Annotated in this window: 25 protein-coding genes and 1 riboswitch; of the genes, 8 read left to right on the forward strand and 17 right to left on the reverse strand. The window is 59.7% G+C overall.

Translation table 11 applies throughout. The features are described from left to right. Nucleotides 1-14: 14 nt before the first annotated feature. The 4 genes from thrC to MHK09_RS06005 are packed head-to-tail and all read left to right on the forward strand — an operon-like array spanning nucleotide 15 to nucleotide 2,993. Nucleotides 15-1,457 carry a threonine synthase gene (gene thrC / locus MHK09_RS05990; protein ID WP_005324408.1) on the forward strand — a complete coding sequence of 481 codons (1,443 nt, stop codon included), beginning with the start codon at nucleotides 15-17 and terminating at the stop codon, nucleotides 1,455-1,457. A 3-nt stretch (nucleotides 1,458-1,460) separates the two neighbouring features. After that, a complete protein-coding gene (locus tag MHK09_RS05995; protein WP_005324410.1) occupies nucleotides 1,461-1,607 on the forward strand; it encodes a hypothetical protein in 147 nt (48 codons plus the stop codon). Next, complete coding sequence (locus MHK09_RS06000; RefSeq protein ID WP_250412988.1) at nucleotides 1,585-2,418, forward strand: trypsin-like serine protease; 834 nt, start codon at nucleotides 1,585-1,587, stop codon at nucleotides 2,416-2,418. Before MHK09_RS05995 ends, MHK09_RS06000 begins: the two co-directional genes overlap by 23 nt. A gap of 29 nt (nucleotides 2,419-2,447) precedes the next feature. Beyond that, a complete protein-coding gene (locus tag MHK09_RS06005) occupies nucleotides 2,448-2,993 on the forward strand; it encodes an NUDIX hydrolase (protein WP_250412989.1) in 546 nt (181 codons plus the stop codon). A 2-nt stretch (nucleotides 2,994-2,995) separates the two neighbouring features. On the opposite strand, the gene MHK09_RS06010 is transcribed toward MHK09_RS06005, so the two are convergent. From MHK09_RS06010 to glnA, 5 genes are all read right to left on the reverse strand, one after another. Further along, complete coding sequence (locus MHK09_RS06010) at nucleotides 2,996-3,370, reverse strand: hypothetical protein (protein WP_250412990.1); 375 nt, start codon at nucleotides 3,368-3,370, stop codon at nucleotides 2,996-2,998. Continuing rightward, nucleotides 3,370-3,579, reverse strand: a complete 210-nt coding sequence (locus tag MHK09_RS06015; RefSeq protein ID WP_005328133.1) for a hypothetical protein — start codon at nucleotides 3,577-3,579, stop codon at nucleotides 3,370-3,372. Before MHK09_RS06015 ends, MHK09_RS06010 begins: the two co-directional genes overlap by 1 nt. 18 nt (nucleotides 3,580-3,597) lie before the next feature. Then, nucleotides 3,598-4,569, reverse strand: a complete 972-nt coding sequence (locus MHK09_RS06020) for a TDT family transporter (RefSeq protein WP_179386750.1) — start codon at nucleotides 4,567-4,569, stop codon at nucleotides 3,598-3,600. A 172-nt stretch (nucleotides 4,570-4,741) separates the two neighbouring features. Beyond that, the gene (locus MHK09_RS06025) at nucleotides 4,742-5,647 is read right to left on the reverse strand and encodes an Abi family protein (RefSeq protein ID WP_250412991.1); all 906 of its coding nucleotides are present in this window, start codon (nucleotides 5,645-5,647) and stop codon (nucleotides 4,742-4,744) included. 337 nt (nucleotides 5,648-5,984) lie between these two features. Continuing rightward, entirely contained in the window at nucleotides 5,985-7,418 is a 1,434-nt protein-coding gene (glnA, locus tag MHK09_RS06030; RefSeq protein ID WP_005324424.1) for a type I glutamate--ammonia ligase, read from the reverse strand. Between the two features lie 118 nt (nucleotides 7,419-7,536). Here glnA and MHK09_RS06035 point away from each other — a divergent pair, with 118 nt between their 5' ends. Continuing rightward, nucleotides 7,537-8,010: an RDD family protein gene (locus tag MHK09_RS06035; protein ID WP_005328129.1), complete on the forward strand. Its 474-nt coding sequence runs from the start codon at nucleotides 7,537-7,539 to the stop codon at nucleotides 8,008-8,010. Nucleotides 8,011-8,085: 75 nt separating this feature from the next. Here MHK09_RS06035 and MHK09_RS06040 read toward each other — a convergent pair whose 3' ends face one another. From MHK09_RS06040 to sucB, 7 genes are all read right to left on the reverse strand, one after another. Beyond that, nucleotides 8,086-8,871 carry a DUF4191 domain-containing protein gene (locus tag MHK09_RS06040; protein ID WP_250408625.1) on the reverse strand — a complete coding sequence of 262 codons (786 nt, stop codon included), beginning with the start codon at nucleotides 8,869-8,871 and terminating at the stop codon, nucleotides 8,086-8,088. A gap of 81 nt (nucleotides 8,872-8,952) precedes the next feature. Then, nucleotides 8,953-10,017, reverse strand: a complete 1,065-nt coding sequence (gene lipA / locus MHK09_RS06045) for a lipoyl synthase (protein WP_005327094.1) — start codon at nucleotides 10,015-10,017, stop codon at nucleotides 8,953-8,955. A 127-nt stretch (nucleotides 10,018-10,144) separates the two neighbouring features. Continuing rightward, nucleotides 10,145-10,948, reverse strand: coding sequence for a lipoyl(octanoyl) transferase LipB (gene lipB, locus MHK09_RS06050; protein WP_250412992.1), 804 nt, complete (start codon nucleotides 10,946-10,948; stop codon nucleotides 10,145-10,147). A gap of 80 nt (nucleotides 10,949-11,028) precedes the next feature. Continuing rightward, nucleotides 11,029-11,421, reverse strand: a complete 393-nt coding sequence (gene gcvH, locus MHK09_RS06055) for a glycine cleavage system protein GcvH (RefSeq protein WP_250408626.1) — start codon at nucleotides 11,419-11,421, stop codon at nucleotides 11,029-11,031. Nucleotides 11,422-11,457: 36 nt separating this feature from the next. After that, nucleotides 11,458-12,570: a glycine cleavage system aminomethyltransferase GcvT gene (gcvT, locus tag MHK09_RS06060; RefSeq protein WP_250412993.1), complete on the reverse strand. Its 1,113-nt coding sequence runs from the start codon at nucleotides 12,568-12,570 to the stop codon at nucleotides 11,458-11,460. A 2-nt stretch (nucleotides 12,571-12,572) separates the two neighbouring features. Then, nucleotides 12,573-15,416 (reverse strand): aminomethyl-transferring glycine dehydrogenase, encoded by a 2,844-nt coding sequence (gene gcvP, locus MHK09_RS06065; RefSeq protein WP_250412994.1) that lies wholly within the window; start codon nucleotides 15,414-15,416, stop codon nucleotides 12,573-12,575. A 293-nt stretch (nucleotides 15,417-15,709) separates the two neighbouring features. Further along, a complete protein-coding gene (sucB, locus tag MHK09_RS06070) occupies nucleotides 15,710-17,755 on the reverse strand; it encodes a 2-oxoglutarate dehydrogenase, E2 component, dihydrolipoamide succinyltransferase (RefSeq protein WP_225746691.1) in 2,046 nt (681 codons plus the stop codon). Between the two features lie 125 nt (nucleotides 17,756-17,880). On the opposite strand from sucB, the gene MHK09_RS06075 reads away from it, so the two are divergent. After that, entirely contained in the window at nucleotides 17,881-18,291 is a 411-nt protein-coding gene (locus tag MHK09_RS06075; protein ID WP_005324442.1) for a hypothetical protein, read from the forward strand. On the opposite strand, the gene thiC is transcribed toward MHK09_RS06075, so the two are convergent. The 3 genes from thiC to MHK09_RS06090 all read right to left on the reverse strand — a co-directional run bounded on the left by thiC (nucleotide 18,283) and on the right by MHK09_RS06090 (nucleotide 22,552). After that, nucleotides 18,283-20,064 carry a phosphomethylpyrimidine synthase ThiC gene (gene thiC / locus MHK09_RS06080; protein WP_250412995.1) on the reverse strand — a complete coding sequence of 594 codons (1,782 nt, stop codon included), beginning with the start codon at nucleotides 20,062-20,064 and terminating at the stop codon, nucleotides 18,283-18,285. The two genes, MHK09_RS06075 and thiC, sit on opposite strands and share 9 nt — an antisense overlap. Continuing rightward, nucleotides 20,063-20,173, reverse strand: a riboswitch (TPP riboswitch). It overlaps the preceding gene by 2 nt. 316 nt (nucleotides 20,174-20,489) lie before the next feature. Beyond that, nucleotides 20,490-21,026 carry an isochorismatase family protein gene (locus tag MHK09_RS06085; RefSeq protein WP_250412996.1) on the reverse strand — a complete coding sequence of 179 codons (537 nt, stop codon included), beginning with the start codon at nucleotides 21,024-21,026 and terminating at the stop codon, nucleotides 20,490-20,492. Between the two features lie 38 nt (nucleotides 21,027-21,064). Then, nucleotides 21,065-22,552 (reverse strand): leucyl aminopeptidase, encoded by a 1,488-nt coding sequence (locus MHK09_RS06090; protein ID WP_179386738.1) that lies wholly within the window; start codon nucleotides 22,550-22,552, stop codon nucleotides 21,065-21,067. Between the two features lie 103 nt (nucleotides 22,553-22,655). On the opposite strand from MHK09_RS06090, the gene MHK09_RS06095 reads away from it, so the two are divergent. Beyond that, a complete protein-coding gene (locus tag MHK09_RS06095; RefSeq protein WP_150851647.1) occupies nucleotides 22,656-23,753 on the forward strand; it encodes a branched-chain amino acid aminotransferase in 1,098 nt (365 codons plus the stop codon). Nucleotides 23,754-23,761: 8 nt separating this feature from the next. On the opposite strand, the gene MHK09_RS06100 is transcribed toward MHK09_RS06095, so the two are convergent. Beyond that, complete coding sequence (locus MHK09_RS06100; RefSeq protein WP_250408633.1) at nucleotides 23,762-24,556, reverse strand: nicotinate-nucleotide--dimethylbenzimidazole phosphoribosyltransferase; 795 nt, start codon at nucleotides 24,554-24,556, stop codon at nucleotides 23,762-23,764. A gap of 11 nt (nucleotides 24,557-24,567) precedes the next feature. Then, nucleotides 24,568-25,260 carry a DUF3043 domain-containing protein gene (locus MHK09_RS06105; RefSeq protein ID WP_250412997.1) on the reverse strand — a complete coding sequence of 231 codons (693 nt, stop codon included), beginning with the start codon at nucleotides 25,258-25,260 and terminating at the stop codon, nucleotides 24,568-24,570. Nucleotides 25,261-25,401: 141 nt separating this feature from the next. On the opposite strand from MHK09_RS06105, the gene MHK09_RS06110 reads away from it, so the two are divergent. Beyond that, nucleotides 25,402-25,746, forward strand: coding sequence for a HesB/IscA family protein (locus MHK09_RS06110; protein ID WP_005324455.1), 345 nt, complete (start codon nucleotides 25,402-25,404; stop codon nucleotides 25,744-25,746). Nucleotides 25,747-25,793: the final 47 nt, after the last annotated feature.

Here is a 25,793-nt window from a genome sequence, read left to right on the forward strand (position 1 = left end):
TAAGATTCTTTTGTGTGAAGTACATTTCGACCCGCGATACCGCCCGTCAGCCCGCATCTTTTACAGATATTCTCCTCGGCGGGCTTGCCCCCGATGGCGGTTTATACCTGCCGGAGAGCTACCCACAGCTAGATACCGCCACTTTAAATTCATGGCGCACGCTCTTAGCAGACAAAGGCTACGCGGCACTTGCGGCCGAGGTACTTAAGCTTTTCATTGACGATATTCCAGCGCAAGACATCGAGGCCATCGCCGCGCGCGCCTATACCAGCCCTAAGTTCGTGGACCCGGAAATCGTTCCCGTCACCGAATTAGGCGAGGGCCTTTTCATCGGCCATCTATCCGAAGGGCCAACTGCAGCATTTAAGGACATGGCCATGCAGCTTTTGGGTGAGCTCTTTGAATATGAGCTCGCCCGCCGCGGCGAGACCCTCAATATTCTGGGCGCTACTTCCGGCGATACGGGGTCCTCTGCGGAGTATGCGATGCGCGGGCGCCACGGCATTCGCGTCTTTATGCTCACCCCAGCCGGCCGCATGACGGCCTTCCAGCAGGCGCAGATGTTTGGGCTGGATGACCCGAATATCTTCAACATCGCCCTCGACGGCGTCTTCGATGATTGCCAGGATGTGGTCAAGGCGGTATCGGGAGATGCTGATTTTAAGGCCGCCTACCGCATTGGCGCGGTCAATTCCATTAACTGGGCACGGCTAATGGCCCAGGTGGTCTACTACATCTCCTGCTGGCTCAAGGTCACCGAAACCGCCGATCAAAAGGTTTCCTTTAGCGTTCCCACCGGTAACTTTGGCGATATCTGTGCCGGCCACATCGCCCGCCAGATGGGCCTTCCCATTGATCGCCTCATCGTGGCCACCAATGAGAATGACGTCCTGGATGAGTTCTTCCGCACCGGAAACTACCGGCCGCGCCCAGCCGCAGAGACCACGGCAACCTCTTCGCCGTCCATGGATATCTCGCGCGCCTCGAATTTTGAGCGCTTTGCGTTTGACTTGCTCGGCCGCGATGCAGCCGAAACCGCGGAGCTGTTCGGCACCAAGGTGAAAGAGGGCGGCTTTAGCCTCGACCACGACAAGATCGCCGCCGCCCGCGAGGACTATGGTTTCCTGTCCGGCTCCTCCAGCCATGCCGATCGCCTAGCCACCATCAAGGACGTACACGAGCGCTTTGATTACCTGGCGGATCCGCACACGGCCGACGGCATCAAGGTGGCTCGTGGCGCACAGCGCGAGGGCGTAGAAACGCCAATCGTGTGTCTGGAGACCGCGCTGCCGGTGAAGTTTGCCGAGACCATCACAGAAGCCATCGGCTCTGCCCCTGAGCCGCCCGAGCGCTTTGCCGGCATCCTCGATACTGAGCGGCACGTCAAGGACTTGCCTAATGATGCCTCGGCGGTCAAGGATTACATCACCACGTCGATTCAGAAAACGGAGGTTTAGACCATGGCCCTAGAAAATTTTGCCGGCCCGGAACACTACACCGAGTTTGATCCGGAAAAGTTCATCCGCGATCTCAAAGCCCAGGCGGAGATGGATGCGGAAGAAGATAATAAGGAAAACGCCGGGGATGCGGACGCGGAAAGCAACTAGCGTCTTTGTAGCGTGCACGGCCGCGTTCCTTGCGGCCTGCAGCCCGGTGCGGGGTGGGGAAGAGCCAAGTTTCTCCGCCCTGTCTTCTAAAAACCTCATTCCCAATGAGTCCTATTCCCCGGCCACGGCGCCGCTCGCGCCGGGCACCGCCTTGGATCTCTCCGGCGATGAACCGCAGCCGGGTGCCTACTTCAACTACCAGTCTTGCACCGCGGCGTGGTCATTTACGCTTGCCGACGCCCGCACGATCGCCGTCACCGCTTCCCATTGCGGCAAACCCGGCGATAAGGTCTGGGCCGGCACTGCCGACGGCGACTTTAGCTACCCCGCCGAGCCTATCGGCGAGGTCATCTACTCTGATTTTTATGCCGAAGACAGCCACGACCTCGACGTGGCCTTTATCGAGATCACCGGCAGCGCTGACTACTACGTCCCCGGAGCGGTAGACAATAGCGTCGCCACGTCCTTGGCTCACCTGCCGCTTCATGTGTGCAAGCTTGGCCGCGTGACCGATGAGACCTGCGGCACGCTTATCCATGGTGCGGCGATGGCGCAGCTGAACTCGGGGGGACTCCAGCGGGATTCGATTGCCGCTAGGGCGCGCGTATGCAGTACCAATGGTGACTCCGGTGGTCCGGTGTATGGCGAAGTAGAAGGAAAACAAACCATCGTGGGCGTGGTCTCCGGAACGACACAGCGCCTCGAAGAAGGCCACACCTGCCAAACCACGCAGACAGACATGGAGCTGTCTTTCACGCTGGCCACCGATATTCAGGTTCTAGCTAAAGAGGTCTTGGGACCCATGGCCTAAGTGCGCCGCACTGGTCTACGCTAGGTGGCATGCCGACTCCAGATTTTATTGTTCAGCTGCGCGAAAAGATTGGCCATGATCAGATCTTTGTGCCAGCCTGCAGCGCCATCATCATTCGCGATGTGCCGGCAGACGCCGCGCTGTGGGAAGTCCCCTCCGTACTGCTAGTAAAGCGTTCCGATAACGGTACGTGGACCCCGGTGGAAGGAATCTGCGAGCCAGGCGAGGAAATTACTACCACCGCGCTGCGAGAAATCAAAGAGGAAGTCGGTCTCGATGCCAAGGTGGAAGCGCTATTGGGCGTGGGGCAGTCCGGCCCCGTGACCTACCCCAACGGCGATGAGTGCACCTTTATGGGAACCGCGCTGCGCGTATCAGTAGCGGATGGCGCAGAGCCGGTCATCAGTGATGAAGAAAATACCGAGGCGGGGTGGTTCTCCGTGGCGAAGCTTCCCGATAGCGTGTCGCGCCGCCACCGCCTCATGATTGCCGACGCCGTAGCCCAAATGAAACATCCCCGCGGCTTTGCCCCGCGCATGGGCTGGATGAAGCGCAGCGAACAACCGGGACTGTAGGGCTAGACTTCTGCGGCGTCGGCAAGCAGCCCGCACAAGTGCTGTGGATCCTGGGCGGCGATGAGCTGTTGTGCAATGCCAGTGCGCGCATCGGCCATGTCGTCCTTGCTGCCGCAGGAAATCACGGTATCGCTGATAGTAAGCAAAAGCTTTCCGCGCCGGGCTAGGTCATAAAAGAGCGGGCAGTCTTCTTCGCCCCAGCGCCAGGCCGTGGCGTAGAAGTCCCGCGCGCCAGAGCCAAGCCACGACGCCTCCAAGAGCAGGTGGCCGCGGCGCAGGTAGATGCCGTCTCGCTGCAGGCTGGCGAGTACGTCTCTCACCGCAGCCAGGTTGGCGCGATCCCAGGCGATGAAGGTGATAGGGGAGCTATTATGCATTAGCGGCGCCGGCGACGATTGCCATCTGCGCGGCCGCCGGAGTAGGCGCGCACGGAATTCTCGCCGCCCTCGGGCCCCAAGTCATCTATGCCCCAGGAATCTTCCGCATAGATTGCGTATTCCCTGCTCCAGTGCTCGCGTCGCGGTCGCGCCTCACGCGTGCGGCGGCCTTTGCGGCGCTTTCCTCGTTTGAAGCTGGCGTCTCGCATAGTGGCTGCGCCTCCTTGCTACCTGTTGGGCCCAGACTTAATAAGTGGCTCTTCAGGGCCGGTTTCCTTCTTTCCTTCCCACACCCAGCTGAGGAAGCGGGTGGAGCACAGCATCCAGTGGGCGGTGAGGAGGACAGGGATGGTGAGCGCAATGGCGTCGATAAGCTCGGAGCCATTGACCAATGCCAGCTGGTGGCCGCCCATGCTCACGGTTCCTGGCGGGAACGTGCAGGACCACCACGCCGGGGAGTACGGAACCCACCGTGCCACATTGGGATAGAAGGTAAACATCGCGTAGATGGACAGCGGAATGGCGATGATAAGGGCCGTAACGCCGTAATAGATGGACACCGTGCCGGGGAAGAGAATCTGCATTGCCGTGGTGGACTGGCCCACCACGCCTAGCGGGACCCATGCGGTGGCTGATTTGGCGCCGGTGAAATCCACCTTGCCGTGCCATGCCGCCCAGTACACGCGGGCGAAGGTGGGCACCGCCGTCACCAGGGACATGAAGAAAAATACCGTACCCATCACGTGGTAGAGCGGGCCGTAATCATTAGCCAGCCAACCGGAAACGGAAGCCGAAATCATAGGGCCGACCAGCGGCAGGCCCCAGGTGAACTTCGGCTCGCCATGAAAGCGCGTGAGCTGGATAGCCCACGTAATAACCGTAACCGGGCCACCGATCCAAAAGCCCACGAGACGGAATGTAGGGATATCCGTCAGACCCGAAAGCGCGGCACCGAGCGCCAAGATTCCGATGAAAAACATCGACCACTCCGCCATAGTGGTGCGCTCAAAGCTGGGGTGGCGGTAGCGCAAGAAGCCCGCGGTGAGAACGACAAAGATGACGCACGCGATGGCGGCAAAAATGCCGGCCAGGATCATCATGCCTTCTTCCACGAGCAGGCGCGAGACGATGGAGGTGCCCATGAGGCTGCCTCCCCACGCGGGGCCAGGGGCTGGGAGTTGGCGGAATCTATTAGTCACACCCACATGTTAATTTCTTTCGGTCGGGTTATCAGAATTTTGCTGTCGTTTTTGCTGGTGAGAACTCTCGCTAAGCGTGCATTTAGGGGCGGGGGTCAAACCCACGTGAATGTGTGTCTGGGGTCGCAAGAAAAGGGCTGGAATACCATTGCGTGTTCATACAGCAAGGAGGCTATGAATGATGAGGATTCGCTATACCTTGGTGGAAATCCGGATTTCGTTCGACCAGCTTCATATACTCATCCAAAAATCCAACCCACGAATGAGTAAGGAAGAGAAAGTTATCAAGGGCTACAATTACTGCTAGTAGCGAGTTCTCGCCGTAATTTTGACCTAAAACTTTCACAGCACGCCGCTTCGTAGCATTGGAAACTGCAGGTTGGTCCAAAACGAAACCGTTCCATAACCGAGCTGAGTGAGCGCACTTATTTCTCACGAATGTAAAAGAGCGCAATTGGCGCGCCAAATATTGTTTCTTTACGCCAAGAATGGAACAAGTCTTTGCGTAAACCTGGTTGTGGTCGTTTCGGAAGCTTATCGCTTTCGACAGCGTACCAAAGGACAGAGCCTCGACGGCCACCCAAATTGGGACATCGTAAACCCACCTTTCAGTGTCGGACCCTGAGTCCTTTTGGTATTTATGGAGGTATGGTTCCTTAGACCGCTTGAGCTCACTGATAATTAGATCGTGTGTGGGCGGCATGGCCGGATTTGGTGGGCGCCGGTACGCAGTGGGCTGAAGATACTTCTCATAAGGAGAATGGATTTCACCTTCGCTGAGAGCAAAGGCCGTCCTGGCCGCAAGCTCTGCTTCTTGGAGCCCGCGGAGAAGAAGAGAACGAAGTTCGATGTCCAACCGGTAGATATTAACTATTTCATCCCACTGGGTACCAGGAAAGAATTTGGCTTCGTTACCGGCTAAGTTTTCTTGGAAGTACCGCATGTAGCCCGAAAAGCGGTAATAATTTTGGCGCTCAAGGAAATCTTTAGCAGATTTTTCGGAAGGAAGGATTAACCCACGGCGTTGAATTAAACTGACTTGCTCTTCAATGCTAAGGAACTTCTTCCTGCGGTTCATTGCTTCAGAATAGCAAAGCCCCCCTCTCATATTGAGCTGTTCCTATGGGAAGCTTGGAGGGGGTATCGGTTGACTAAAGTATAGCGCAAAATGCGCAATCTTAGTAATCATTTGCGCAAGGTTTTGCTCAAGTGCCATGCATCTGAAAACGCTGCGATAGTCAAACAACAAGGAGTGGGGCACCGCCAAGAACCGAGGGCGCTTGTCAATGTTGGGTGCAAAACTTCTGAAGCCAAAGTGCACATAGATCTGCAAGGCCCCCAATCGGCACTCAGCAATTAGGGAGCCTAGGAAGGCGGAAAGCCGGTGGCGAGAGGGGGCGTCGGCAAGCGTAGCTCTAGCAGTCGTAGTACATTTCAAATTCCTGCGGGGTAGGACGCAGGCGAACCGGGTTGATCTCGTTCTCGTACTTGTAGTTGATGTAGGTCTCGATGAGATCCTCGGTGAAGACATCGCCTTCGGTGAGGAAGTCCATATCCTCCTGCAGGGCCTTCAAGGAAGCCTCGAGGGAGGTCGGTGCCTGCGGGATGGACTCAGCCTCTGCCGGCGGCAGCTCGTAGAGGTCCTTATCAACTGGAGCGTGCGGCTCAATGCGGTTCTTTACGCCGTCGATGCCGGCCATCATCATGGCGGCAAAGCCCAAGTACGGGTTGCCGGATGGGTCCGGTGCGCGGAACTCGATGCGCTTGGCCTTCGGGTTGGAACCGGTAATCGGGATACGGATAGCGGCCGAGCGGTTGCGCTGGGAGTACACCAGGTTGATCGGAGCCTCGAAGCCTGGCACCAGGCGGTGGTAGGAGTTCAGCGTCGGGTTGGTGAACGCAAGAACTGCACCGGCGTGGTGGAGGATACCGCCGATGTAGTAGCGGGCGATATCGGAAAGGCCTGCGTAGCCAGCCTCATCGTGGAAGAGAGGCTTGCCGTCCTTCCACAGGGACATGTGGGCGTGCATGCCGGAACCATTATCGCCAGCCAGCGGCTTAGGCATGAAGGTTGCGGTCTTGCCCCACTGTGCCGCGGTCTGCTTGACCACGTACTTGAAGGTCTGGATGTCATCGCCCGCGTGCAACATGGAGTTGAAGCGGTAGTTGATCTCATTCTGGCCGGCACCGACCTCGTGGTGGAAGCGCTCGACATCGAAGCCAACCTTCTGCAGGTTCTCTACCATGGCGTCGCGCACCTCACCGTGCTTGTCATACGGCGCGGTGGGGAAGTAGCCGCCCTTCATACGGGTCTTGTAGCCGGTGTTCGGGGTGCCGTCGAAGTTGGTTTCGCTATCGCGGTTCCACCAACCCTCATCGGAATCCACCTCGTAGAAGCCGTGCTGTACGTCGGTGCCAAAGCGCACGGAGTCAAAGAGGTAGAACTCGGCCTCAGCGCCAAAGTTGCAGGTATCGGCAATGCCGGTGGACTGCAGGTACTCTTCTGCCTTGCGCGCGATGTTGCGTGGGTCGCGGGAGAAAGGCTCAAAGGTAAATGGGTCGTGGACGAAGAACTTGATGTTCAGGGTCTTGGCCGTGCGGAACGGATCGATATGTGCGGTGGCTGGATCCGGCAGCAGGGTCATGTCGGACTCATCGATGGTGGTGAATCCGCGGATAGAGGAGCCGTCGAAAGCGAGGCCGCTTTCGGCATCTTCTACGGTGAACTCTTCTGCTGGGATGGAAAAGTGGTGCTCGGTGCCTGGGACGTCCGTAAAGCGGATATCGACGAACTTTACGTCCTCGTCCTTAATAAATTGGACGATGTCCTGCACTGTCTCGAAAGACACGTTTGTCTCCTCGTTGTTGACCGGTGAATTGTCTCTCTATAGCCTACTAGGTTCGCGCCCGAGGCATCGCGATTCCCCTCGTTTCACATCTCACTTTGTGCCCGCTAGATTGGTGAGCATGGCAGATAAGCGTACGTGGCTCGACGGGCCGAATATTCCGGGCGAATACGATGACATGGAAGGTCCCGGCCGCTGGCCGGGCGAAAAGCTCGGCCTTCCGGAGTCCGGGCCGGGGTCACTGGCCCCCGTTGGCCGCCGCGCCGGCGCCGTGGCCATTGACTGGATCGTGTGCATGCTCATTGCCAACCTGATCCACATGTTCACCACGGAATTGGGCGGTGTGGCCTTCTTGGGCTACGCCCTGTGGGTCATCATGGGCATTGTGTGTGGGTGGCTCTTTGCCCGCACCCCCGGCATGCTGCTGCTGGGGATGGGCGTGGCGCGACTCGATGTCCCCGGTGCCCACGTGGGCCTATGGCGCGCGGCGCTGCGCACGGTGCTCACCGGTGTGCTGTTCCCGGCGGCCATGGTTGATGCGGATGGACGCGGAATGCACGACCGCGCCACCGGCACCATCGTTATTCGCTCCTAAGGTGCCCGACTTTTCTGGGTATAAGAAAATCCCTGCTACGCCGTCGACGGTGTAGCAGGGATTAGCTTTAGGCGCTTATTTATTCTTCTTGCGCTGCTGGGCGCGGCGCATGCGGCGGTTCATGCCGGCCATGTTCTGCGCCTGGTGGGGCATAGGGCCCTTAGGCATGCCCGGGGTGGTACCCGGCATGGAGTCCATGGCCTCGATGCGGCGGATGTTTTCGTAGGTTTCGTTCTTATTGAAGTTGCGCGGCAGCTTCATGACCTTATTGCGCAGCTTGGATACGGGAACCTCGTCCTCGCCGTTGCCTACGAAGATCTCGTAGACGGGAACGCCGCCGGCGATCTTGTCTACACGCTTCTTAAGCTGGTTCAAGGTGGGGCGTACGCGATTCTTATTGCCCTCGCAAACGAAGATGACGCCGGCGTTGCCGATGACGCGGTGGATAAGATCCTGCTGGCGGGTGGCGGCCACACCGGTCTTTACGGACCACACGATGCCCACGGTATTACGGAGCTGCTGCTCCAGCGCCCAGCCGGCAGCGCCCGGCTGGTCTTCCACGCGCTTGTACATATCGCGCTCAAGGCGGCGGGTGAAGAGGAACATAGCGAGCAGCGCGCCGATGCCCAAACCGAGGATGAGCATGAACCATTCGCCGCCAAAAAGCATGCCAATGAGGAAGAAGAGCAAGCCCATGCCCAGGAAGGCACCCAGCATGATGGGGATAAGCGCCTTATCCTGCTTGCGCTGCATATTGAATGCTTGCCACATCTGGGACCAGGTTTGCTTACGCTGCTGGCGCTTGGCCGCGCGTTCTTGCTTCTTTGCAGCCTTTAGTGCTGCCTTGTCATCTTTCGCCATGGCTCCTACTTTAAAGGTCAACGGGCATAAATGTTAAAACGGCCCACGCGAAAAGCGCAGGCCGTTATGAAAACGTTCGGTTTAGCGGATGGTGGCCGCCGCCGAATTTGCATTAGCCGGGGTCTTGGCCATGCGGGTGGTCACTGGAGTCTCTTCCGAGGGGCCGTACTTCTCCAGCAGGGTGGAGGCCTCTTGGGCGGTGGCACCCTGGGAGGTCTCGGCCAGGTGCTTGAGGTTTTCCGGCAGCTCGAAGCCGCGCTTTTCCATGGCCTGCACGTAGAGGCGGCCGGCGCGGTAGGACGAGCGCACCAGCGGGCCGGACATGACGCCGCCGAAGCCGAGCTCCTTGGCCAGCTTGGAGTGGGCGACGAATTCCTCTGGGCGCACCCAGCGCTCAATCGGGTGGAAGCGCGGGCCGGGGCGCAGGTACTGGGTGATGGTGATGATATCGCAGCCGGCAGAACGCAGGTCACGCAATGCTTCCTCGACCTCATCCTCGGTCTCGCCCATGCCCAAAATCAGGTTGGACTTGGTAATCAGGCCATAGTCGTGGGCCTGGCGGATAACGTCCAGGGAGCGCTCGTAGCGGAAGGCCGGGCGGATGCGCTTAAAGATGCGCGGCACGGTTTCCAGGTTGTGGGCGAAGACCTCTGGCTTGGCCTCAAAAACTTCTTCCAAAAGGTCCGGCTTTCCGGAGAAATCCGGGGTGAGGTTTTCCACGCCGGTGTGCGGGTTAAGCTCGTGAATCTTGCGCACGACCTCGGCATAGAGCCAGGCGCCCTCATCCGGAAGATCGTCGCGGGTAACGCCGGTAATGGTGGTGTAGTTAAGGTCCATTTCCCGGATATTTTCGGCCACGCGGCGCGGCTCGTCGCGGTCGAGTTCTTCCGGCTTGCCGGTGGCAATATCGCAGAAGTCGCAGCGGCGGGTGCACTTATCGCCACCGATAAGGAACGTAGCCTCGCGGGATTCCCAGCACTCGTGGATATTCGGGCAGCCTGCCTCTTGGCACACGGTGTGCAGGGAGGCGCCGGCCACGCGGGACTTCATGTCCTCGTAGCCCGGGCCGGTGCGGACCTGGTTGCGAATCCAGCGTGGCTTTTGTTCGATGGGTGACTCCGCATTCTTCTTTTCAATGCGGAGCATCTTGCGTCCTTCAGGCTTTACAGTCACAAAAACTCACTTTATCGGTTGATGGTGGTGATGGCTAATAGCTCTTCTAGGTATATGTCGCCGCAGTCACATCCTATTCCGCGCCAGCCCCGAACGAGGGCTACTGCTGCGCTTGCCGACGCCTCTCCCGTGCCCTTTCATTAGCCAGCTTCGTGGGATCCAGGGCTGAGCCGAAGGTGTGGTCGGCAACGATGAGGCGGCCCGAGAGGGCGTCGTCCAGCGCTTGCAACAGCGGCTGGGTGGCATCCTCGAGGGTGACTTGGTGGCCCAGTTCTAGGGACAGGGTGGTCACGTCGGCGTCATCGATGCCGCAGGCCACGATGTGGTCGTAGTACTCCAGCGTATTGCAGCAATTGAGCGCCAAGCCGTGCATGGTCACCCCGCGGGTAATGCGGATGCCTAGGGCGGCAATCTTGCGGTCGCGCTTCGGGGCAGCCGGATCCTTGGCCTGGGTGGTGGAGGGGACCCATACGCCCGATCGGCCGTCGATGCGCCCAGCGGTGGTCACCCCCATCTGGCGAACCGTCTGGATGGTGGCTTCCTCCAAGCGGCGGACATAGTCGACGACGTCGACAGGCTCTGCCAGCTTGATAATGGGGTAGATGACCAGCTGGCCCTCGCCATGCCAGGTAATGCGCCCGCCGCGGTCCACGGTGATAACGGGCAGGCCGTTATCGGGCATATCCTCTGGCTGGGTGCGCTTGCCGGCGGTATAGATATTGGGGTGCTCGACCACAAGCACCACGTCGCCCTGCTCGCCCTTGGCGCGGGCGGCCGCTACCTCGGCCTGGTAGTCCCACGCCTCTTGGTAGTCCATCCGGCCTAAGAAACGGACCTCTAGTGGCTTATCGGAGGCGCGAATGGAGCGCTCGGCGGGGAAGAAAGGATCGCGTGGTGCAGTCATAGCCTCAAAGTTTCCTCTGGTGCGGCGGGCAAAGCAAAGCGGGAGGATGCGCGTGGCACACCCTCCCGCGTGGGGCCGAATTAGTCCAAGCCGTTAGCGGATGCGTAGGCGGCGGCATCCATGAGCTCGCCTGCCTCATCTACCTCGACCTCGAACAGCCAGCCCTCACCGAACGGATCGTTGTTGATGACGGCGTAGTCATCGTGCACGGCCTCGTTGACGTCCTTGACGGTGCCGGTGACAGGGGAGTAGAGGTCGGAGACGGACTTGGTGGATTCCACCTCGCCGCAGGACTCGCCGGCGGTGACGGTATCGCCCACCTCCGGTAGCTCAGCAAAGACAACCTCGCCCAAGCGATCGGCAGCGACGGAGGTAATGCCGATGCGCACGGTAGCGCCTGCGACGGCGTCAGCGGTGGCGTTGACCCACTCGTGGTCTTCGGAGTAGGAGAAATCTTGTGGAAGGGTAGCCATGGTGATGTAGTCCTTTCGGGCTCGTTGAGAAAGTGTTTACTTATCGCGCTTGTAGAACGGCAACGCGGTTACTTCAAAAGGATAGCGCTTGCCGCGGATCTCTACTTCGACTTCGGCGCCGGGCTCGAGTCCGGCGCTGGTTTCCAGCAGCGCGATGGCCACTGGGTGTCCCAGGGTGGGGGAAGGCTGGCCGGAAGTGACGGTTCCGACCTTCTTGTCTCCCACGAATACTTCGGCTCCGGCGCGCGCGGCGCGGCGCTGCGTGGAGGTAAGACCCGTGATAGCTACCTGCGGGCCTTCGGCGGCGCGCTGGCGGATGACCTCGGCGCCGACGAAATCGGCCTCCTTCTTGGCAAAAGCACGCGCCATGCCCGCCTCTACCGGGGTGATATCGCGAGAGAGCTCGTTGCCGTAGAGCGGCATGCCGGCCTCGAGGCGCAGGGAATCGCGGGCGGCAAGGCCACACGGCTTGATGTCATACTCTTCACCGGCCTTGAGCAATTCCTCCCACAGCTGTGGGGCATCGGAGTTATACACGATGAGCTCGAAGCCATCCTCACCGGTGTAGCCGGTGCGCGCGATAATGGCAAAGGTGCGCGCTACCTTGCCCATGGTGGCAGCGTAGTAGCCGAGGTTATACACCTCGTCCTGCTTATTGTCTTCTACCAGCGGCACGAGGATTTCTGCGGCCTTAGGGCCCTGGACGGCGATCATGGCGACGTCCCGGGACTCGTTCTTCAGAGTCACATCGAAGCCCTCGGCGCGATTGTTGAGCTCGTCCCATACGGTATCGGCGTTGCCGGCATTCGGGACGACGAGGAATTTGTCCTCTTCAAAGCGGTAGGTAATCAGGTCATCGATGATGCCGCCGTCTTCAGCGGTAATCATGGAGTACTTGGCCTTGCCCACCTTGAGGGGCTCGAAGTTGGAGATGAAGGCATAGGACAAGAACTTGCCGGCGTCGGCGCCATTGACCCAGATTTCGCCCATGTGGGATAGGTCAAAGAGGCCAGCGGTGCTGCGCACCGCGCGGTGCTCGTCCAGCTCGTTCTGGTACTTCAAGGGCATGTTCCACGGGCCGAAGGCCGTGAAAGTGGCGCCGAGTTTTTCGTGCTCGGCATGAAGCGGGGAGGTGAGTAGTTCGGTCATGGTTACTCCTCAGAATCGTCGATGTCGAAAGCTTCTGGTGGTGGGCAGCTGCAGACCAGGTTGCGGTCGCCGTAGGCCTCGTCGATGCGGCGCACCGGCGGGAAGTACTTGTAGCTGTGGCGTAGGGATTTCACGGGCCACGCGGCCTTTTCGCGGCTGAAGGAGAACTCCCACGTATCGGAGCCGATGGACTCCGCGGTAAATGGTGCGTGGTGGATAACGGAGCCTTCGTAGGAAACCTCGCCGTCGATGATCTCTTGGATCTCGGCGCGAATGGTGCGCATGGCCTCAATGAAGCGGTCCAGCTCACCCAAGTCTTCAGACTCGGTGGGCTCGACCATGAGGGTGCCGGCCACCGGGAAGGCGAGGGTCGGTGCGTGGAAACCAAAGTCCACGAGGCGCTTGGCTACGTCGGCTGCGGTGACCCCGGAGGCGTCGGTAAGCGCGCGCAGATCCAGGATGCATTCGTGCGCCACCAAGCCAGCGTTGCCGGTGTAGAGCACAGGGAAAGAATCTTCCAAGGACTTGGCCAAGTAGTTCGCGCCCAAAATGGCGTGGGCGGAGGCCTGCGCCAGTCCCTGTGCACCGGTCATAGCGAGGTACGCCCAGGAAATCGGCAGCACACCCGCCGAGCCGTACTTGGTATTGGTAATTGGCACGCCCTGACCTACCGGGGTAGCGGTGGTGGCATCTAGCTGCGGATCCGCGGCGTTGGTGGGCAGGAAGGGGATGAGGTGCTCGGCCACTGCAACCGGACCCACGCCCGGGCCGCCACCGCCATGCGGAATGGTAAAGGTCTTGTGCAAGTTGAGGTGGGAAACATCGCCGCCGAACTGGCCTGGGCGGGCCCAGCCGGTCAGCGCGTTCATATTCGCACCGTCGATGTAGACCTGGCCGCCCACCGCGTGGACCTTATCGCATACGTCTCGGACCTCGGGGTCAAAGACACCGTGGGTGGAGGGGTAGGTCACCATGATGCCGGCGATGTGGTTGCCGTGCTTGGCAATCTTCTCATCCAAATCCGCCAGGTCAATAGAGCCATCCTCGGCGGTCTTCACCACGACAACGCGCAGGTTAGCCAGCGTTGCCGAGGCGGCATTGGTACCGTGCGCGGAAGCTGGGATGAGCACTACATCGCGCTCGTTATCGCCATTGGCTACGTGATAGCGGCGGATGGCCAAGAGACCCGCCAGCTCGCCCTGGGAGCCGGCATTGGGCTGGATGGAGACCTTGGCGTAGCCGGTGACCTCGGCCAGCCAGCCCTCAATCTCTTCTACCAATGCGCGCCAACCGGCGGTCGTTTCCTCTGGTGCGTAGGGGTGGATGCCTGCAAACTCCGGCCAGGAAATCGGCTCCATGGCGGCCGTGGGGTTGAGCTTCATGGTGCAGGAGCCCAGCGGGATCATGGTGCGGTCGAGCGCTAAGTCCTTATCGGCCAGCTTGCGCAGGTAGCGCAGCATCTGGGTCTCGGAATGGATGCGGTTGAAGATTTCGTGCTGGAGCGGCTCCTCGCCGCGCTGCAGGTTCTCCGGCAGAGCAAAGTCCGCCTCAGCAGCGTCGGCGCCAAAGGCGTGGGCGAGCTTGGCGACGTCCTCCTTGGTTGCCGACTCACCAAAGGACACCGATACCTTGTCCTCGCCGATGGTGCGCACGAGGTAGCCCTCCTTTTGGAGGTCAGTCTTGATGGTGGCGGCGTCTACGCCGGCGACGGTCACGGTATCGAAGAAGTCCTCGGACACGAGTTGCTTTCCGGCATCCTTGACGGCCTGCGCAAAGGAGGAAGCGAGCGCGTGGACGCGCTGGGCAATGGCCTTGAGGCCTTGCGGGCCGTGGTAGACGGCGTACATGGAGGCGACATTAGCCAGTAGTGCCTGCGCAGTACAAATATTGGAGGTAGCGCGTTCACGGCGAATGTGCTGCTCGCGGGTCTGCAGTGCTAGGCGGTAAGCGGGGCGACCATCCGCGTCCTTGGACACGCCCACGATGCGGCCAGGCATCTGGCGCTTGAGTTTTTCCGTGACCGCCATGTAGGCAGCGTGCGGGCCGCCGAAGAAGAGCGGAACGCCAAAGCGCTGGGAAGAACCGAGCACAATATCGGCGCCCAGCGAGCCAGGTGCCTCCAGCAGGAGCAGCGAAAGCGGGTCGGTGGCCACGGTGGCCAAAGCGCCGCGGGTGTGCAGCTCCTCGATGATGGTGGAGGGGTCAAAGATGTCGCCCTCGGTACCGGTGTAGGCGATTACCGCGCCGATGAGGTCCTCGCCCACGAGGCCTTCGCGCAGGTCCACGATTTCTACCTCAAGGTCAATCGCGCGGGCGCGCTCCGCGGCGACGGTAAGCACCTGCGGGTGCAGGCGAGAATCCAACACCACGCGGCGACCCTTCTTGACCGCGCGGGACATAAGCCCCACGGCTTCCGCGGTGGCAGAGGCCTCGTCCAGCAAAGAAGCATTCGCGATGGGCAGTCCGGACAGGGACTCAATCATGGTCTGGAAGTTCAACAGCGCTTCAAGACGACCCTGGGAGATCTCTGGCTGATACGGGGTATAGGCGGTGTACCATCCCGCATCCTCCAGTAAACCGCGGCGGATGACCGCGGGGGTGAGGGTGTCAGAAAATCCTTGTCCGTAGAAGGACTTCAGCACCGTGTTCTGGTTGGCGTACTCCCGCAATGTAGCCTGCGCTTCATCTTCCGAGAGCGCCTCAGGAAGCTGAGGCAGTTCTGCGGCGCGGATCTTTGACGGAATGGCGGCATCGACCAGCGCGTCCACGCTGTCGTAGCCTACCTTCGCAAGCATGGTGGCCTGCTCCGCAGAATCCGGCCCTAGGTGGCGGGAGATGAATTCCATGTCAGTGAGACTCCTTAATAGGGGGACAGTGGCTGTAACCGCCCCAATTATATGTTTAACAATGGGTGAGCCGATCCCGCTTTGGAAACTTTTATGCAGCGCGTCACTGTATAGAACTGCACCCAGTGCGCTCACCATGGGCTTAGGGGCAAAGCTCCCTCAACACCTCGAATAAAAAGGGATGGATTAGTCCGGCCTTTTTGGATCCATCACCCCCACTTGGCACCCCAGACATAGCTAAAGCCTCTTAGCCCCGCGGTGGGGCTAAGAGGCTTTAAGCGGCGATAGAACCTTTAGACTTCGAGGTCTGCCTGGAAGTCTGCGGTCTGCAGGCGGTCCTTGATGGTGGTGATGAAGCGGCCTGCGTCCGCACCGTCAACTACCTGGTGATCGTAGGTGAATGGCAGGTAGCACATCTGGCGGATGGCGATGGCGTCCTGGCCGTTCTCGTTGACAACGACCGGGCGCTTCTCAATAGCCGCGGTGCCCAGGATGCCGGCCTGTGGCGGAACCAAGATCGGGGTATCGAGCATGGCGCCCTCGGAACCGATGTTGGTCACGGTGAAGGTAGCACCGGTGAGATCGTTCGGCTTCAGCTTGTTATTGCGGGCCTTATCGGCCAGCTCTGCAATCTGCTGAGCGATCTGCGGCAGGGTCATGTCCTGTGCCTTGTGGATGACCGGGGTGAGCAGGCCCTTCGGGGTGTCAACGGCGATAGCGATGTTGACGTCCGAGTGGTAGGTCATCTCCTTGGTCTCTGGGTTATAAGACGCATTGACGTTCGGGTGGGAGACCAGAGCCTCGGCGGTAGCCTTCACGATGAATGGCAGGAAGGACAGGTTGGCACCGTGCTTGTCGATGAACGCCTGCTTGTTCTTCTTGCGCATATCCCAGATGGCAGTCATGTCGACTTCCTGAACGTGGGTAAGCTGCGCAGAAATCTGCAGCGCCTCGACCATCTTGGCGGCGGTGATTTCGCGGATGCGGTTGACCTTCTGGGTGGTGCCGATGAGCTCCTGCTTGGCCGGGTCCACGGACTTGGTGGACCAACGAGCGCGTGGGGAGTTATCGGACTGTGCGCCAGACTTGGCAGGTGCATCGCCCTCGCCAGCAGCGGCGAGCACGTCCTGCTTACGGATGCGGCCGCCCACGCCGGTGCCCTCAACGGTGTTGAGGTCTACGCCGTGCTTTTCAGCAAGCTTGCGTACCAGTGGGGTGACATAAGGAACGTTATCGCCATTGTTGACCTTGGCAGAGGTGTTCAGGGAGGAATCCTGCTTGGACTCCTTCTTTTCCTCAGCCTTTGGTTCTGGCTTCTTCTCTTCCTTTTCTTCTGCCTTTGGCTCTTCCTTCTTTTCTTCCTGTGGCTCTGGCTTGGCCTCGGAGGAGGATGCGGTGGCGTTTTCGTCGCCGATGCGGGCGATGACTTCGCCGACCTCGATGGTGTCGTCTTCGTCGGCGAGGATTTCTACCAGGGTGCCTGCTACTGGGGAAGGAATTTCGGTGTCGACCTTGTCGGTGGAGACCTCGAGCAGTGGTTCGTCTACCTCGACGGTGTCGCCGACGGACTTGAGCCACTGGGTGATGGTGCCTTCGGTGACGGATTCGCCGAGTTCTGGCATTTCTACGTCGGCTGCGTCGCCGGAGCCGCCGTTGGAGGAGTCAGCCTTCGGCTCTTCCTTTTCTTCGGCCTTGGGCTCTTCCTTCTTTTCTTCCTGTGGCTCTGGCTTGGCCTCGGAGGAGGATGCGGTGGCGTTTTCGTCGCCGATGCGGGCGATGACTTCGCCGACCTCGATGGTGTCGTCCTCGTCGGCGAGGATTTCTACCAGGGTGCCTGCTACTGGGGAAGGAATTTCAGTATCGACCTTGTCGGTGGAGACCTCGAGCAGTGGTTCGTCTACCTCGACGGTGTCGCCAACGGACTTCAGCCACTGGGTGATGGTGCCTTCGGTGACGGACTCGCCGAGTTCTGGCATTTCTACGTCGGCTGCGTCGCCGGAGCCGCCGTTGGAGGAGTCAGCCTTCGGCTCTTCCTTCTTTTCTTCTGCTTCTTCCTCGCCCTTGTCAGCGGAGGAGTCGTTGGATGCGGAGCCTGCCTCATCCTCGTCACCGATGATGGCGATGACCTCGCCAACCTCGATGGTGTCATCCTCGTCAGCCTTAATTTCAATAATGGTGCCGGCTACGGGGGAGGGGATTTCGGTATCGACCTTGTCGGTGGAGACCTCGAGCAATGGTTCGTCTACCTCGACGGTATCGCCGACGGACTTGAGCCACTGCGTGATGGTGCCTTCGGTTACGGATTCGCCCAGCTCGGGCATCTCAACGGAGTTCGCCATGAGTTATAAGACTCCTCGAAAGTTGGAAGTGTTCTATCGCTACCCGACAATCTTACAGCGTGATGCTCACCCTCGTGCAGATGTGGGGTTAGTAACTACCCTCCTTCCGGGTAAGCTAGGCAATTATGTTCAACCCTTTCCGCCGCAATAAGTCCAGATCGTCGCTGCGACCACCCCGCGGACCGGGGGAGACCGTCCGCCCGGAAGACGCGCAGGATCTGCAACATTGGGCCGCCGGAAAGGCTTTTATAGAAGCCTTTGTGGAGCCGGAAACGGTAGTCAATGAGATGTCCGTTGTCGTTGTGGATGAAAACGGCGATTTTATCCGGCGCCGTATTGGCGGGCCAAAGGGCATCGATGCGGTGGCCAAACTATTGAGCTGCGATATTTATGATGTAGAAGAAACCGGCTATCCGCAGCGCATGCGCGATCGCATGGAAAGGCAGCGCATCTTGCGCAAAAGGGAAGAGCAAAGGCAACGCCGCGCCCGATTTGAGCGCGGCGAAAATCCCGATACAGGGCGAGAGCTAAGCTAGGTCAGCATCCTCGCGTACATAAATTTGAGACCCGTTGCGGCGGAATTCGGCGGATTTTTCCTGCATACCTTCCTCTGGTGCTGGGCCGTGGGCTGCCGCGTGGACCTGCTCGCCCAGCGTCGGCATGCCCAGCTCGGCCATTTGCCCGCCGAACATCTCGCGGATGTCTTGGCTAATGCGCATGGAGCAGAACTTCGGCCCACACATGGAACAAAAGTGTGCGGTCTTTGCTGGCTCAGCAGGCAACGTTTCATCGTGATAGGCCTGCGCGGTCTCTGGGTCGAGGGAGAGCGCAAATTGGTCATTCCAGCGAAATTCAAAGCGGGCCTTGCTCATGGCATCGTCCCAAGCGCGGGCGCCTGGATGTCCCTTGGCCACGTCCGCTGAATGCGCCGCAATCTTATAAGTAATGACGCCAGTTTTTACATCATCGCGGTTGGGCAGTCCCAAGTGCTCCTTCGGCGTGACATAGCACAACATGGCTGTACCACCCATTGCGATATGGGCGGCACCGATGGCGGAAGTGATGTGATCATAGCCAGGGGCGATATCGGTAACTAGAGGGCCGAGGGTATAAAAGGGGGCATCTGAAGCCCAGTCCTGTTCGAGCTCGTTGTTTTCTTGAATCATGTTGAGCGGCACGTGTCCGGGGCCTTCCACCATGACTTGGACGTCATACTCCCAGGCGCGGCGGGTAAGCTCGCCGATAGTCTTTAGCTCTGCAAATTGGGCGGCGTCGTTAGCATCGGCAAGGCTGCCGGGGCGCAGGCCGTCGCCAAGCGAAAATGCAACATCGTATTGAGCGAAAATCTCGCACAGCTCATCGAAGTGCTCGTACAGAAATGACTCTTTGTGGTGAGCAAGGCACCATCCCGCCATGATGGAGCCACCGCGGCTGACAATGCCGGTCACGCGATTGCTTGCTAGCGGTACATACGCCAAGAGCACACCGGCGTGAATGGTCATATAGTCCACACCCTGTTCGCATTGCTCGATGACGGTATCGCGGAAGATTTCCCAGGTCAGATCCTCTGCCACGCCATTGACCTTTTCCAATGCTTGGTAAATGGGCACGGTGCCAATGGGAACTGGGGAATTGCGCAAAATCCACTCGCGGGTGGTGTGGATATCGTCACCAGTGGAAAGATCCATTACGGTGTCCGCGCCCCACTGGGTAGCCCAGCGCAGTTTGGACACTTCTTCCTCGATGGAGGAGGTAACCGCGGAGTTACCAATATTGGCGTTGATTTTGGTGAGAAATTTTCGCCCAATGATCATGGGCTCAGACTCGGGGTGGTTGACATTATTAGGGATAATGGCGCGGCCGCGAGCTACCTCAGCGCGAACGAATTCCGGATCGCAGTGCTCACGCAGTGCTACGAATTCCATTTCGCGGGTGATGATTCCTTGGCGAGCGTAGTGCATTTGAGTTACGCGGCGCCCAGGCTGAGCCTTAAGCGGCGGGCGCTTAGAGCCTTTCCACTCTTGGGAAGACGCCCCGCGGCGCTGTGCGGCACGTCCATCGTCAGCCAGCTCGCGGCCGCGACCGGCGTACTCTTTGGTATCTCCGCGCTCGCTAATCCACTCGCTGCGCAGGGTCGGTAGCCCCACTTCAGGTGCGCATTCTGGCCCACGTGTGCGGTAGACGCGGAAGGGCTCATTGGGGCCTTGTGGGGAATCATCCAGTTGGATTTCGGTCTCTGGAACTTCTAGACCGTCGTGGTGAATGGGGGAATAGGAATGCTTAGGGTGGTTTTCTGGGGCAGCCGTCATGGCAAGCGCTCCTCTCTTCCTTCGTAGGTATTAACCAAACAGGTTCGAACGGTCTATGCGCAGCTTTAGCGCACTCTCAGCCCGTGCTCGGGCACCCGTGGGGACGCAGATCACCCTATAACAATCGTCTCGCGTAGCGCAGAGCTTTCGCCAATTTGGTGGAGACGCATTTGCCGAGGTGAGGTAGTAGGAGCCTTGGTGGCACAATTCAACAGGAAACTTTCAGGTACTTGACACCCGGATCCAATATCGGCATTCCATACTTAATTCATGCGTTTGAGAGAGCGCATGCGAGAGAGATAGAGAGAACCCCTCCCGTTTCCAGAGGGCGGCTACTTTAGCTGATACATGGAAACACCTTGTAGAGAGACGCCAGCGGCCCTCGGACCAGATTCGGTTCGAGGGCCGTAGGCGTTTTCCTGTGTTTAGCAGATGGTGGCGCCGGCAGCGGCCAACTCTTGCAACGCGGCTTCGCCGCGGGCTTCGTCCACTGGGGAGCAATATTCACGCAGTACGCGGACGGTAAAGCCTTCTTTAAGGGCGTCGGCAGCCGTGGCACGCACGCAGTGATCGGTGGCAATGCCCACGATATCCACGGCGTCAACGTGGCGCTCGCGCAACCAGTCAGCGAGCAAGGTGCCGTTCGCAGCGCCTTCGAATCCGGAATAGGCGGCGGTGTATTCTCCCTTGCGGAAGTAGGCTTGCGCCGGCCCGATGGCCTCATGCATGGCCGCCCCGTGGGACTCGGCTACGCAGTGCACCGGCCAAGAATCGACAAAATCCGGGTCCTTTGAAAAGTGAGAACCCGGATCGATATGCCAATCCTGCGTGGCTACGACGGTTTCGTAGTCCTGTTGCAGGGAGGCGATTTTTGCAGCAACCTCATTGCCCCGCTCAGTGCCTAAGGCGCCGCCGGGGCAGAAGTCATGTTGTACGTCAACGATGATTAAAGCAGGCTTCATGCCTCTAGGATTCTAAACGCACTAAGCCTGTTGTGGTGCTACTTTGATTCAGCAATCTCGCGCAGGGCGGCAATTACCGTGCGGGTGGGTACGCCGGTGCCCATCTTCGGGGTGTATCCATAAGCGCCCGTGGTGTTGAAGGAAGGGCCTGCCACGTCGATATGAGCCCATTCGATTCCCTCGCCCACGAAGTGCTGGAGGTAGGTGCCGGCGTATTCCATGCCGCCCTCACGCTTGGCGTTGATATTGCGGATATCGGCGCTGGCGGACTTCACGGATTCCTCGTGTTCCTCTAGCAAAGGCATGGCCCATGCCTTTTCGCCCACCTCGCGGCCAATCTCGGCCATGCGATCGCGGAATTCTTCCGAGCCCATCACGCCGGCGGTGCGCTCACCCAGGGCGACCATCTGGGCACCGGTCAAGGTCGCGGTTTCGATGAGGTAATCGGGCTTGTCCTCGCTGGCGCGCGCAATGGCGTCGGCAAGCACGAGGCGGCCCTCCGCATCAGTGTTGAGAACCTCGGAGGTAATGCCGCCGTAGTGGGTGATGACGTCACCCGGGCGGGTGGCATCGCTGCCCGGCATGTTTTCTGCCAGCGGCAGGGTAGCGGTGATGCCCACCTTCAGATTCAGCTTTGCCGCAGCGATGATGGCCGCGGCCATTGCAGCGGAACCGCCCATGTCAGAAATCATGTCCCACATCTTGGCGCCCGGCTTGAGGGAAATACCGCCGGTATCGAAAGTGATTCCCTTGCCTACTAGGGCGACGTGGCGCTTGGCCTTCTTCGGCTTCCAGCTCAAGCGGACCAAGCGCGGCGGACGTGCGGACCCACGGCCGACGGCCATGATGCCGCCAAAGCCCTGCTTTTCCAGTGCCTTTTCATCCAACACCTCCACCTCAAGGCCGGCTTCTGCCGCTTGGGCAGACAGGAACGCGGCGTAGGTTTCTGGGTAGAGCAGGTTGGAAGGGGTATTGACGAGGTCGCGGGCGATGAGGACGGACTCGGCGGTAATCTTGGCGCCGTCGAATTCCTCTTGTGCGGACTTCTCCGCCACCACGGTGTAGGTGGTGGTTTCCGCGGCCGATTCAGAGCGCAGGCCAGAGTACTTATAGCCGCCGAGGATGAGGCCTTCTACCACTGGGGTGATACCAAAATCGCCTAGCGAGGTGGCTACGGCCCCCACCTTGGTGATGGAACGCGCGGCCTGCCCGGCAGCGCGGCGCAGCGTCTCATCGTCTACCTCTTCAGCATCGCCCAAGCCAACGGCGATAATGGAGGCCACGCCGGTCTTAGCCGGAGCCGGCACGCGCGTGACCTCACCGGCCTTGCCAGAGGCCCCTACGGCCACTAGTGCTTCATAAGTGGAGCGCAGCGCTGCGCCCCCAAGTAGATCGGTGCCTGGCAGTTCGAGGCCGCCTTCGCCCTCGAATGCAGCGATCAGCAGTGCTTCTGCTTTCTTAGGAACCTTCTTTCCCAGCTTTACCTGGGGAAAGTGGCCGCGTGCGGGTAGATCGGTCTGTGCCATTGTGTCCTCCTTTATGGAAAGGCTTATCAATCTTCCCTCCACTGTACCGCGCGGCGATGAACTTATTCCTGCCTCGCTATAGATAAAGGGGTAGATTGTGGGCATGCTTGATTACACGATTACTCGTACCGATAACCCCACGTCCGCGGAAGAATTGAGCGAGATCCTCGTCAACCCCGGCTTTGGCAAGCACTTTACGGACCACATGGTCACCATTGACTGGACCGAAGAAAAGGGCTGGCACGATGCTCAGGTGCGCCCGTACGGACCGATGACCATGGAACCTGCCAGCAACGTTTTCCATTATGGGCAGGCAATCTTTGAGGGCATCAAGGCCTACCGTCAGCCGGATGGTTCTATCGCTACCTTCCGGCCGGACCACAATGCGCAGCGCTTTATCAATTCTGCTGAGCGCTTGGCTATGCCCGAGCTTCCGCAGGAAGATTTCATTGAGTCCCTGCGCCAATTGGTGGAGGTGGATCAGGACTGGGTACCAGAAGCCGGCGGGGAAGCAGCACTGTACCTGCGCCCGTTTATGATCTCCACCGAGGTCTCCTTGGGTGTTCACCCCGCCAATTCCTACCGCTACGTGCTCATTGCCTCCCCAGCGGGTTCTTACTTCAGCGGCGGCATCAAGCCGGTATCCGTGTGGCTGTCCACTGACTACGTGCGCGCAGCCCCTGGCGGCACCGGCGCGGCCAAGTTTGCGGGCAACTACGCAGGCTCGCTCTTGGCGCAGGCCCAGGCAGATGAGAAGGGCTGTGACCAGGTGGTCTGGTTGGACGCCATTGAACGCCGTTACATCGAGGAGATGGGCGGAATGAACCTGATGTTTGTATATGGCTCTGGCGATAGCGCGGAGATTGTAACCCCAGAACTATCGGGCTCTTTGCTACCCGGCATTACCCGCGAATCCCTGTTGCAGGTAGCGCAGGATTTGGGCTACAAGGTCACCGAGCGCCGCATCACCACCGAAGAGTGGCAGCGCGATGCCGAATCCGGCGCTATGTCGGAGGCCTTTGCCTGTGGCACTGCCGCAGTTATCACTCCGGTGGGTCACGTAATGGGAGATTCTGCGGATTTCCAGGTCAATGGCAACGAAGCGGGGGAGATCACCATGGCCCTGCGCGAGCACCTCACCGGAATCCAGCGCGGCGCAGTGGAGGATACCCACGGTTGGCTCCATACTCTCGTGAAGTAGTCACCCGCTTAGGCCTCCGCGGCGATCTCCACTCCGGTGAGCAGCATCGGCAGCGCCGCGAGCGCGCCGAGCGCAGGTTGTGGCTCCATTCCCAGTTCCATCAGGGGGTGGAGCCCTAGCTTTTCCAGCGCCAACTTATGCGCAGGGGCAGTGGACAGCGTGGTGGCGAAGAGCCACTCCTTAACACCGGGATTATCGCGCTCGGCAAGGAGCGCGGCGGTGGCGGTCAAGGGGGCGTCGACAAGCAGGGGCGTACGGCGTTCCGCGGCTCGGGCAATGAACCCCACCGTGGCTGCTAGAACCGCAGACTGGCACGATTCAACCAGCTCCATGCCTTCGAGGTTGCGGGCGCGGAACATAGCGTCCCGGATAGCGCAAACCTCGCGCTTCCAGTCTTCCACGCTGCGCTGCTTGCCGACGACCACTACCGGCTCCGTCTGCGTCATAGTTGCCATTACTACGGCCGGTACTCGGGCGAGCTCTTCGCCGCCGGGGATGAGGAGGTCAGCCCCGGCATCAATTTCCGCATCTGCCGTAGCGGCTCCAAGGCTGTAGGCCTGGGAATAATCCGTCACGGTGACTACATTCAGCCCGGCCTCGGCGCGACGCGCAGCGGTCTCAGCGGCCGGAAGGGGAGTCTCCTGTTCCGCGAAAATTACGGCCCGCACGCGCCGCGGCTCGTGGGCAGGTGCCGCGTCTTGGCAAGCAGCCAGCCATTGAGCGGCGTCGGTCAGGCGCCCCCAAGGGGCGAGCTGTGCGTCCTGTGCGGTATGTGCCTGCTTATCGGGCTGCGGAATGGCCATGAGTAGTCCCCCTAAACGTCAGCGCCGAGCTCCACGCGGGGGCGCGGGATACGCCACTTGCGCGGCTGGCTGGCGCGAGAATACGCATAAAAACCAAGGCTAAAGCCGGCTTCGGTCGTGCCAGGGAACTTGGCGCGCACGGCATTATTGCAGCGGCGGGCCAAAATGACGCCCTCGATGGCGAAGATTACGAGGATAACCATCGCTACCGCATTGATTATCGTCGCAATGCTGGGTACCGCGTAGGTCAAGAACATGACCACGATGAGCACCAGGGCCATCGGCATGACCCAGTTGCTCAGGCTGCGGCGGGCATCCACCCAATCGCGTACATAGGCGCGCACTTCACCCTGGTCGCGCGCGGGCAGGAAGCGCGGATCGCCTTCTGCCATGCGGGCCTGCTGCTCGCGGTTGGCCTGCTGGCGCTCTTGGCGCTCCTTCTTCTTATATTCCTTCCACTCGTCCTTGCTCATGGACTTCTTCATGTCCTTGCGATGCTGGTAACGCTGTGCATCGGACATGCCATGGGGATCGCGCTTTACGCCGCGCGCAATCTCTTGCTCTGAGCGCTTTGGCGTAGGACGACCCTTCGGTGGGGTATAGCCCTTGCGCTGGGGCTCTTCCTGAACTTCTGCCTGAGCCTTGGCTTGAACAGGAGCAGGCTCAGTGGAGGTCTTGTCATCTTTTTGCCACGGGAGTTTCACGTTCCTCACACTACAAGGTTTAGGTGTGAATAGGGGAATAGGCCCGGCCCAGATGGTGTTGTAGGTATGGGCTACCTTTTCCCACCTGAACTAACCGGGTAGGGTAGTGGCAACGAATCCAATACTTATTGAGGAGAAGTGATGACCGCTCCAGCTTCCGCAACCGGCGTCATTCTGACCGAAGCAGCAGCCGCAAAGGCAAAGGCGCTGCTTGATCAGGAAGGCCGCGACGATCTCTCCCTGCGCATTGCCGTCCAGCCTGGTGGCTGCGCTGGCCTGCGCTACCAGCTCTACTTTGATGACCGCACCTTGGACGGTGACAAGGTTGACCAGGTAGGCGGCGTAAACCTCGTTGTGGACAAGATGTCCGTTCCATACCTGACCGGTGCCAAGATCGACTTCGCTGACACCATCGAGTCCCAGGGCTTCACCATTGATAACCCGAATGCCACCGGCTCTTGCGCTTGTGGCGATTCCTTCAACTAAAGAGAAGGAAATACAAAGAGGGTGGGTGCCAGTGGCACCCACCCTCT

This window comes from Corynebacterium tuberculostearicum (assembly GCF_022347235.1).
Classification (GTDB): domain Bacteria; phylum Actinomycetota; class Actinomycetes; order Mycobacteriales; family Mycobacteriaceae; genus Corynebacterium; species Corynebacterium tuberculostearicum_F.

Excerpts from the sequence above, each read along its gene's own strand:
- MHK09_RS06095 (WP_150851647.1), top strand. The coding sequence starts at position 22,656 with ATGCTTGATTACACGATTACTCGTACCGATAACCCCACGTCCGCGGAA.
- gcvP (WP_250412994.1), bottom strand. The coding sequence starts at position 15,416 with ATGGAATTCATCTCCCGCCACCTAGGGCCGGATTCTGCGGAGCAGGCC.
- MHK09_RS06075 (WP_005324442.1), top strand. The coding sequence starts at position 17,881 with ATGTTCAACCCTTTCCGCCGCAATAAGTCCAGATCGTCGCTGCGACCA.
- gcvH (WP_250408626.1), bottom strand. The coding sequence starts at position 11,421 with ATGGCTACCCTTCCACAAGATTTCTCCTACTCCGAAGACCACGAGTGG.
- MHK09_RS06015 (WP_005328133.1), bottom strand. The coding sequence starts at position 3,579 with ATGCGAGACGCCAGCTTCAAACGAGGAAAGCGCCGCAAAGGCCGCCGC.
- MHK09_RS06100 (WP_250408633.1), bottom strand. The coding sequence starts at position 24,556 with ATGGCCATTCCGCAGCCCGATAAGCAGGCACATACCGCACAGGACGCA.
- lipA (WP_005327094.1), bottom strand. The coding sequence starts at position 10,017 with ATGCTCCGCATTGAAAAGAAGAATGCGGAGTCACCCATCGAACAAAAG.
- MHK09_RS06010 (WP_250412990.1), bottom strand. The coding sequence starts at position 3,370 with ATGCATAATAGCTCCCCTATCACCTTCATCGCCTGGGATCGCGCCAAC.
- MHK09_RS06035 (WP_005328129.1), top strand. The coding sequence starts at position 7,537 with ATGGCAGATAAGCGTACGTGGCTCGACGGGCCGAATATTCCGGGCGAA.
- thiC (WP_250412995.1), bottom strand. The coding sequence starts at position 20,064 with ATGACGGCTGCCCCAGAAAACCACCCTAAGCATTCCTATTCCCCCATT.
- MHK09_RS06110 (WP_005324455.1), top strand. The coding sequence starts at position 25,402 with ATGACCGCTCCAGCTTCCGCAACCGGCGTCATTCTGACCGAAGCAGCA.
- MHK09_RS06005 (WP_250412989.1), top strand. The coding sequence starts at position 2,448 with ATGCCGACTCCAGATTTTATTGTTCAGCTGCGCGAAAAGATTGGCCAT.
- MHK09_RS06085 (WP_250412996.1), bottom strand. The coding sequence starts at position 21,026 with ATGAAGCCTGCTTTAATCATCGTTGACGTACAACATGACTTCTGCCCC.
- sucB (WP_225746691.1), bottom strand. The coding sequence starts at position 17,755 with ATGGCGAACTCCGTTGAGATGCCCGAGCTGGGCGAATCCGTAACCGAA.
- MHK09_RS06040 (WP_250408625.1), bottom strand. The coding sequence starts at position 8,871 with ATGGCGAAAGATGACAAGGCAGCACTAAAGGCTGCAAAGAAGCAAGAA.
- MHK09_RS06000 (WP_250412988.1), top strand. The coding sequence starts at position 1,585 with ATGCGGACGCGGAAAGCAACTAGCGTCTTTGTAGCGTGCACGGCCGCG.
- gcvT (WP_250412993.1), bottom strand. The coding sequence starts at position 12,570 with ATGACCGAACTACTCACCTCCCCGCTTCATGCCGAGCACGAAAAACTC.
- MHK09_RS06090 (WP_179386738.1), bottom strand. The coding sequence starts at position 22,552 with ATGGCACAGACCGATCTACCCGCACGCGGCCACTTTCCCCAGGTAAAG.
- MHK09_RS05995 (WP_005324410.1), top strand. The coding sequence starts at position 1,461 with ATGGCCCTAGAAAATTTTGCCGGCCCGGAACACTACACCGAGTTTGAT.
- lipB (WP_250412992.1), bottom strand. The coding sequence starts at position 10,948 with ATGACTGCACCACGCGATCCTTTCTTCCCCGCCGAGCGCTCCATTCGC.
- MHK09_RS06025 (WP_250412991.1), bottom strand. The coding sequence starts at position 5,647 with ATGAACCGCAGGAAGAAGTTCCTTAGCATTGAAGAGCAAGTCAGTTTA.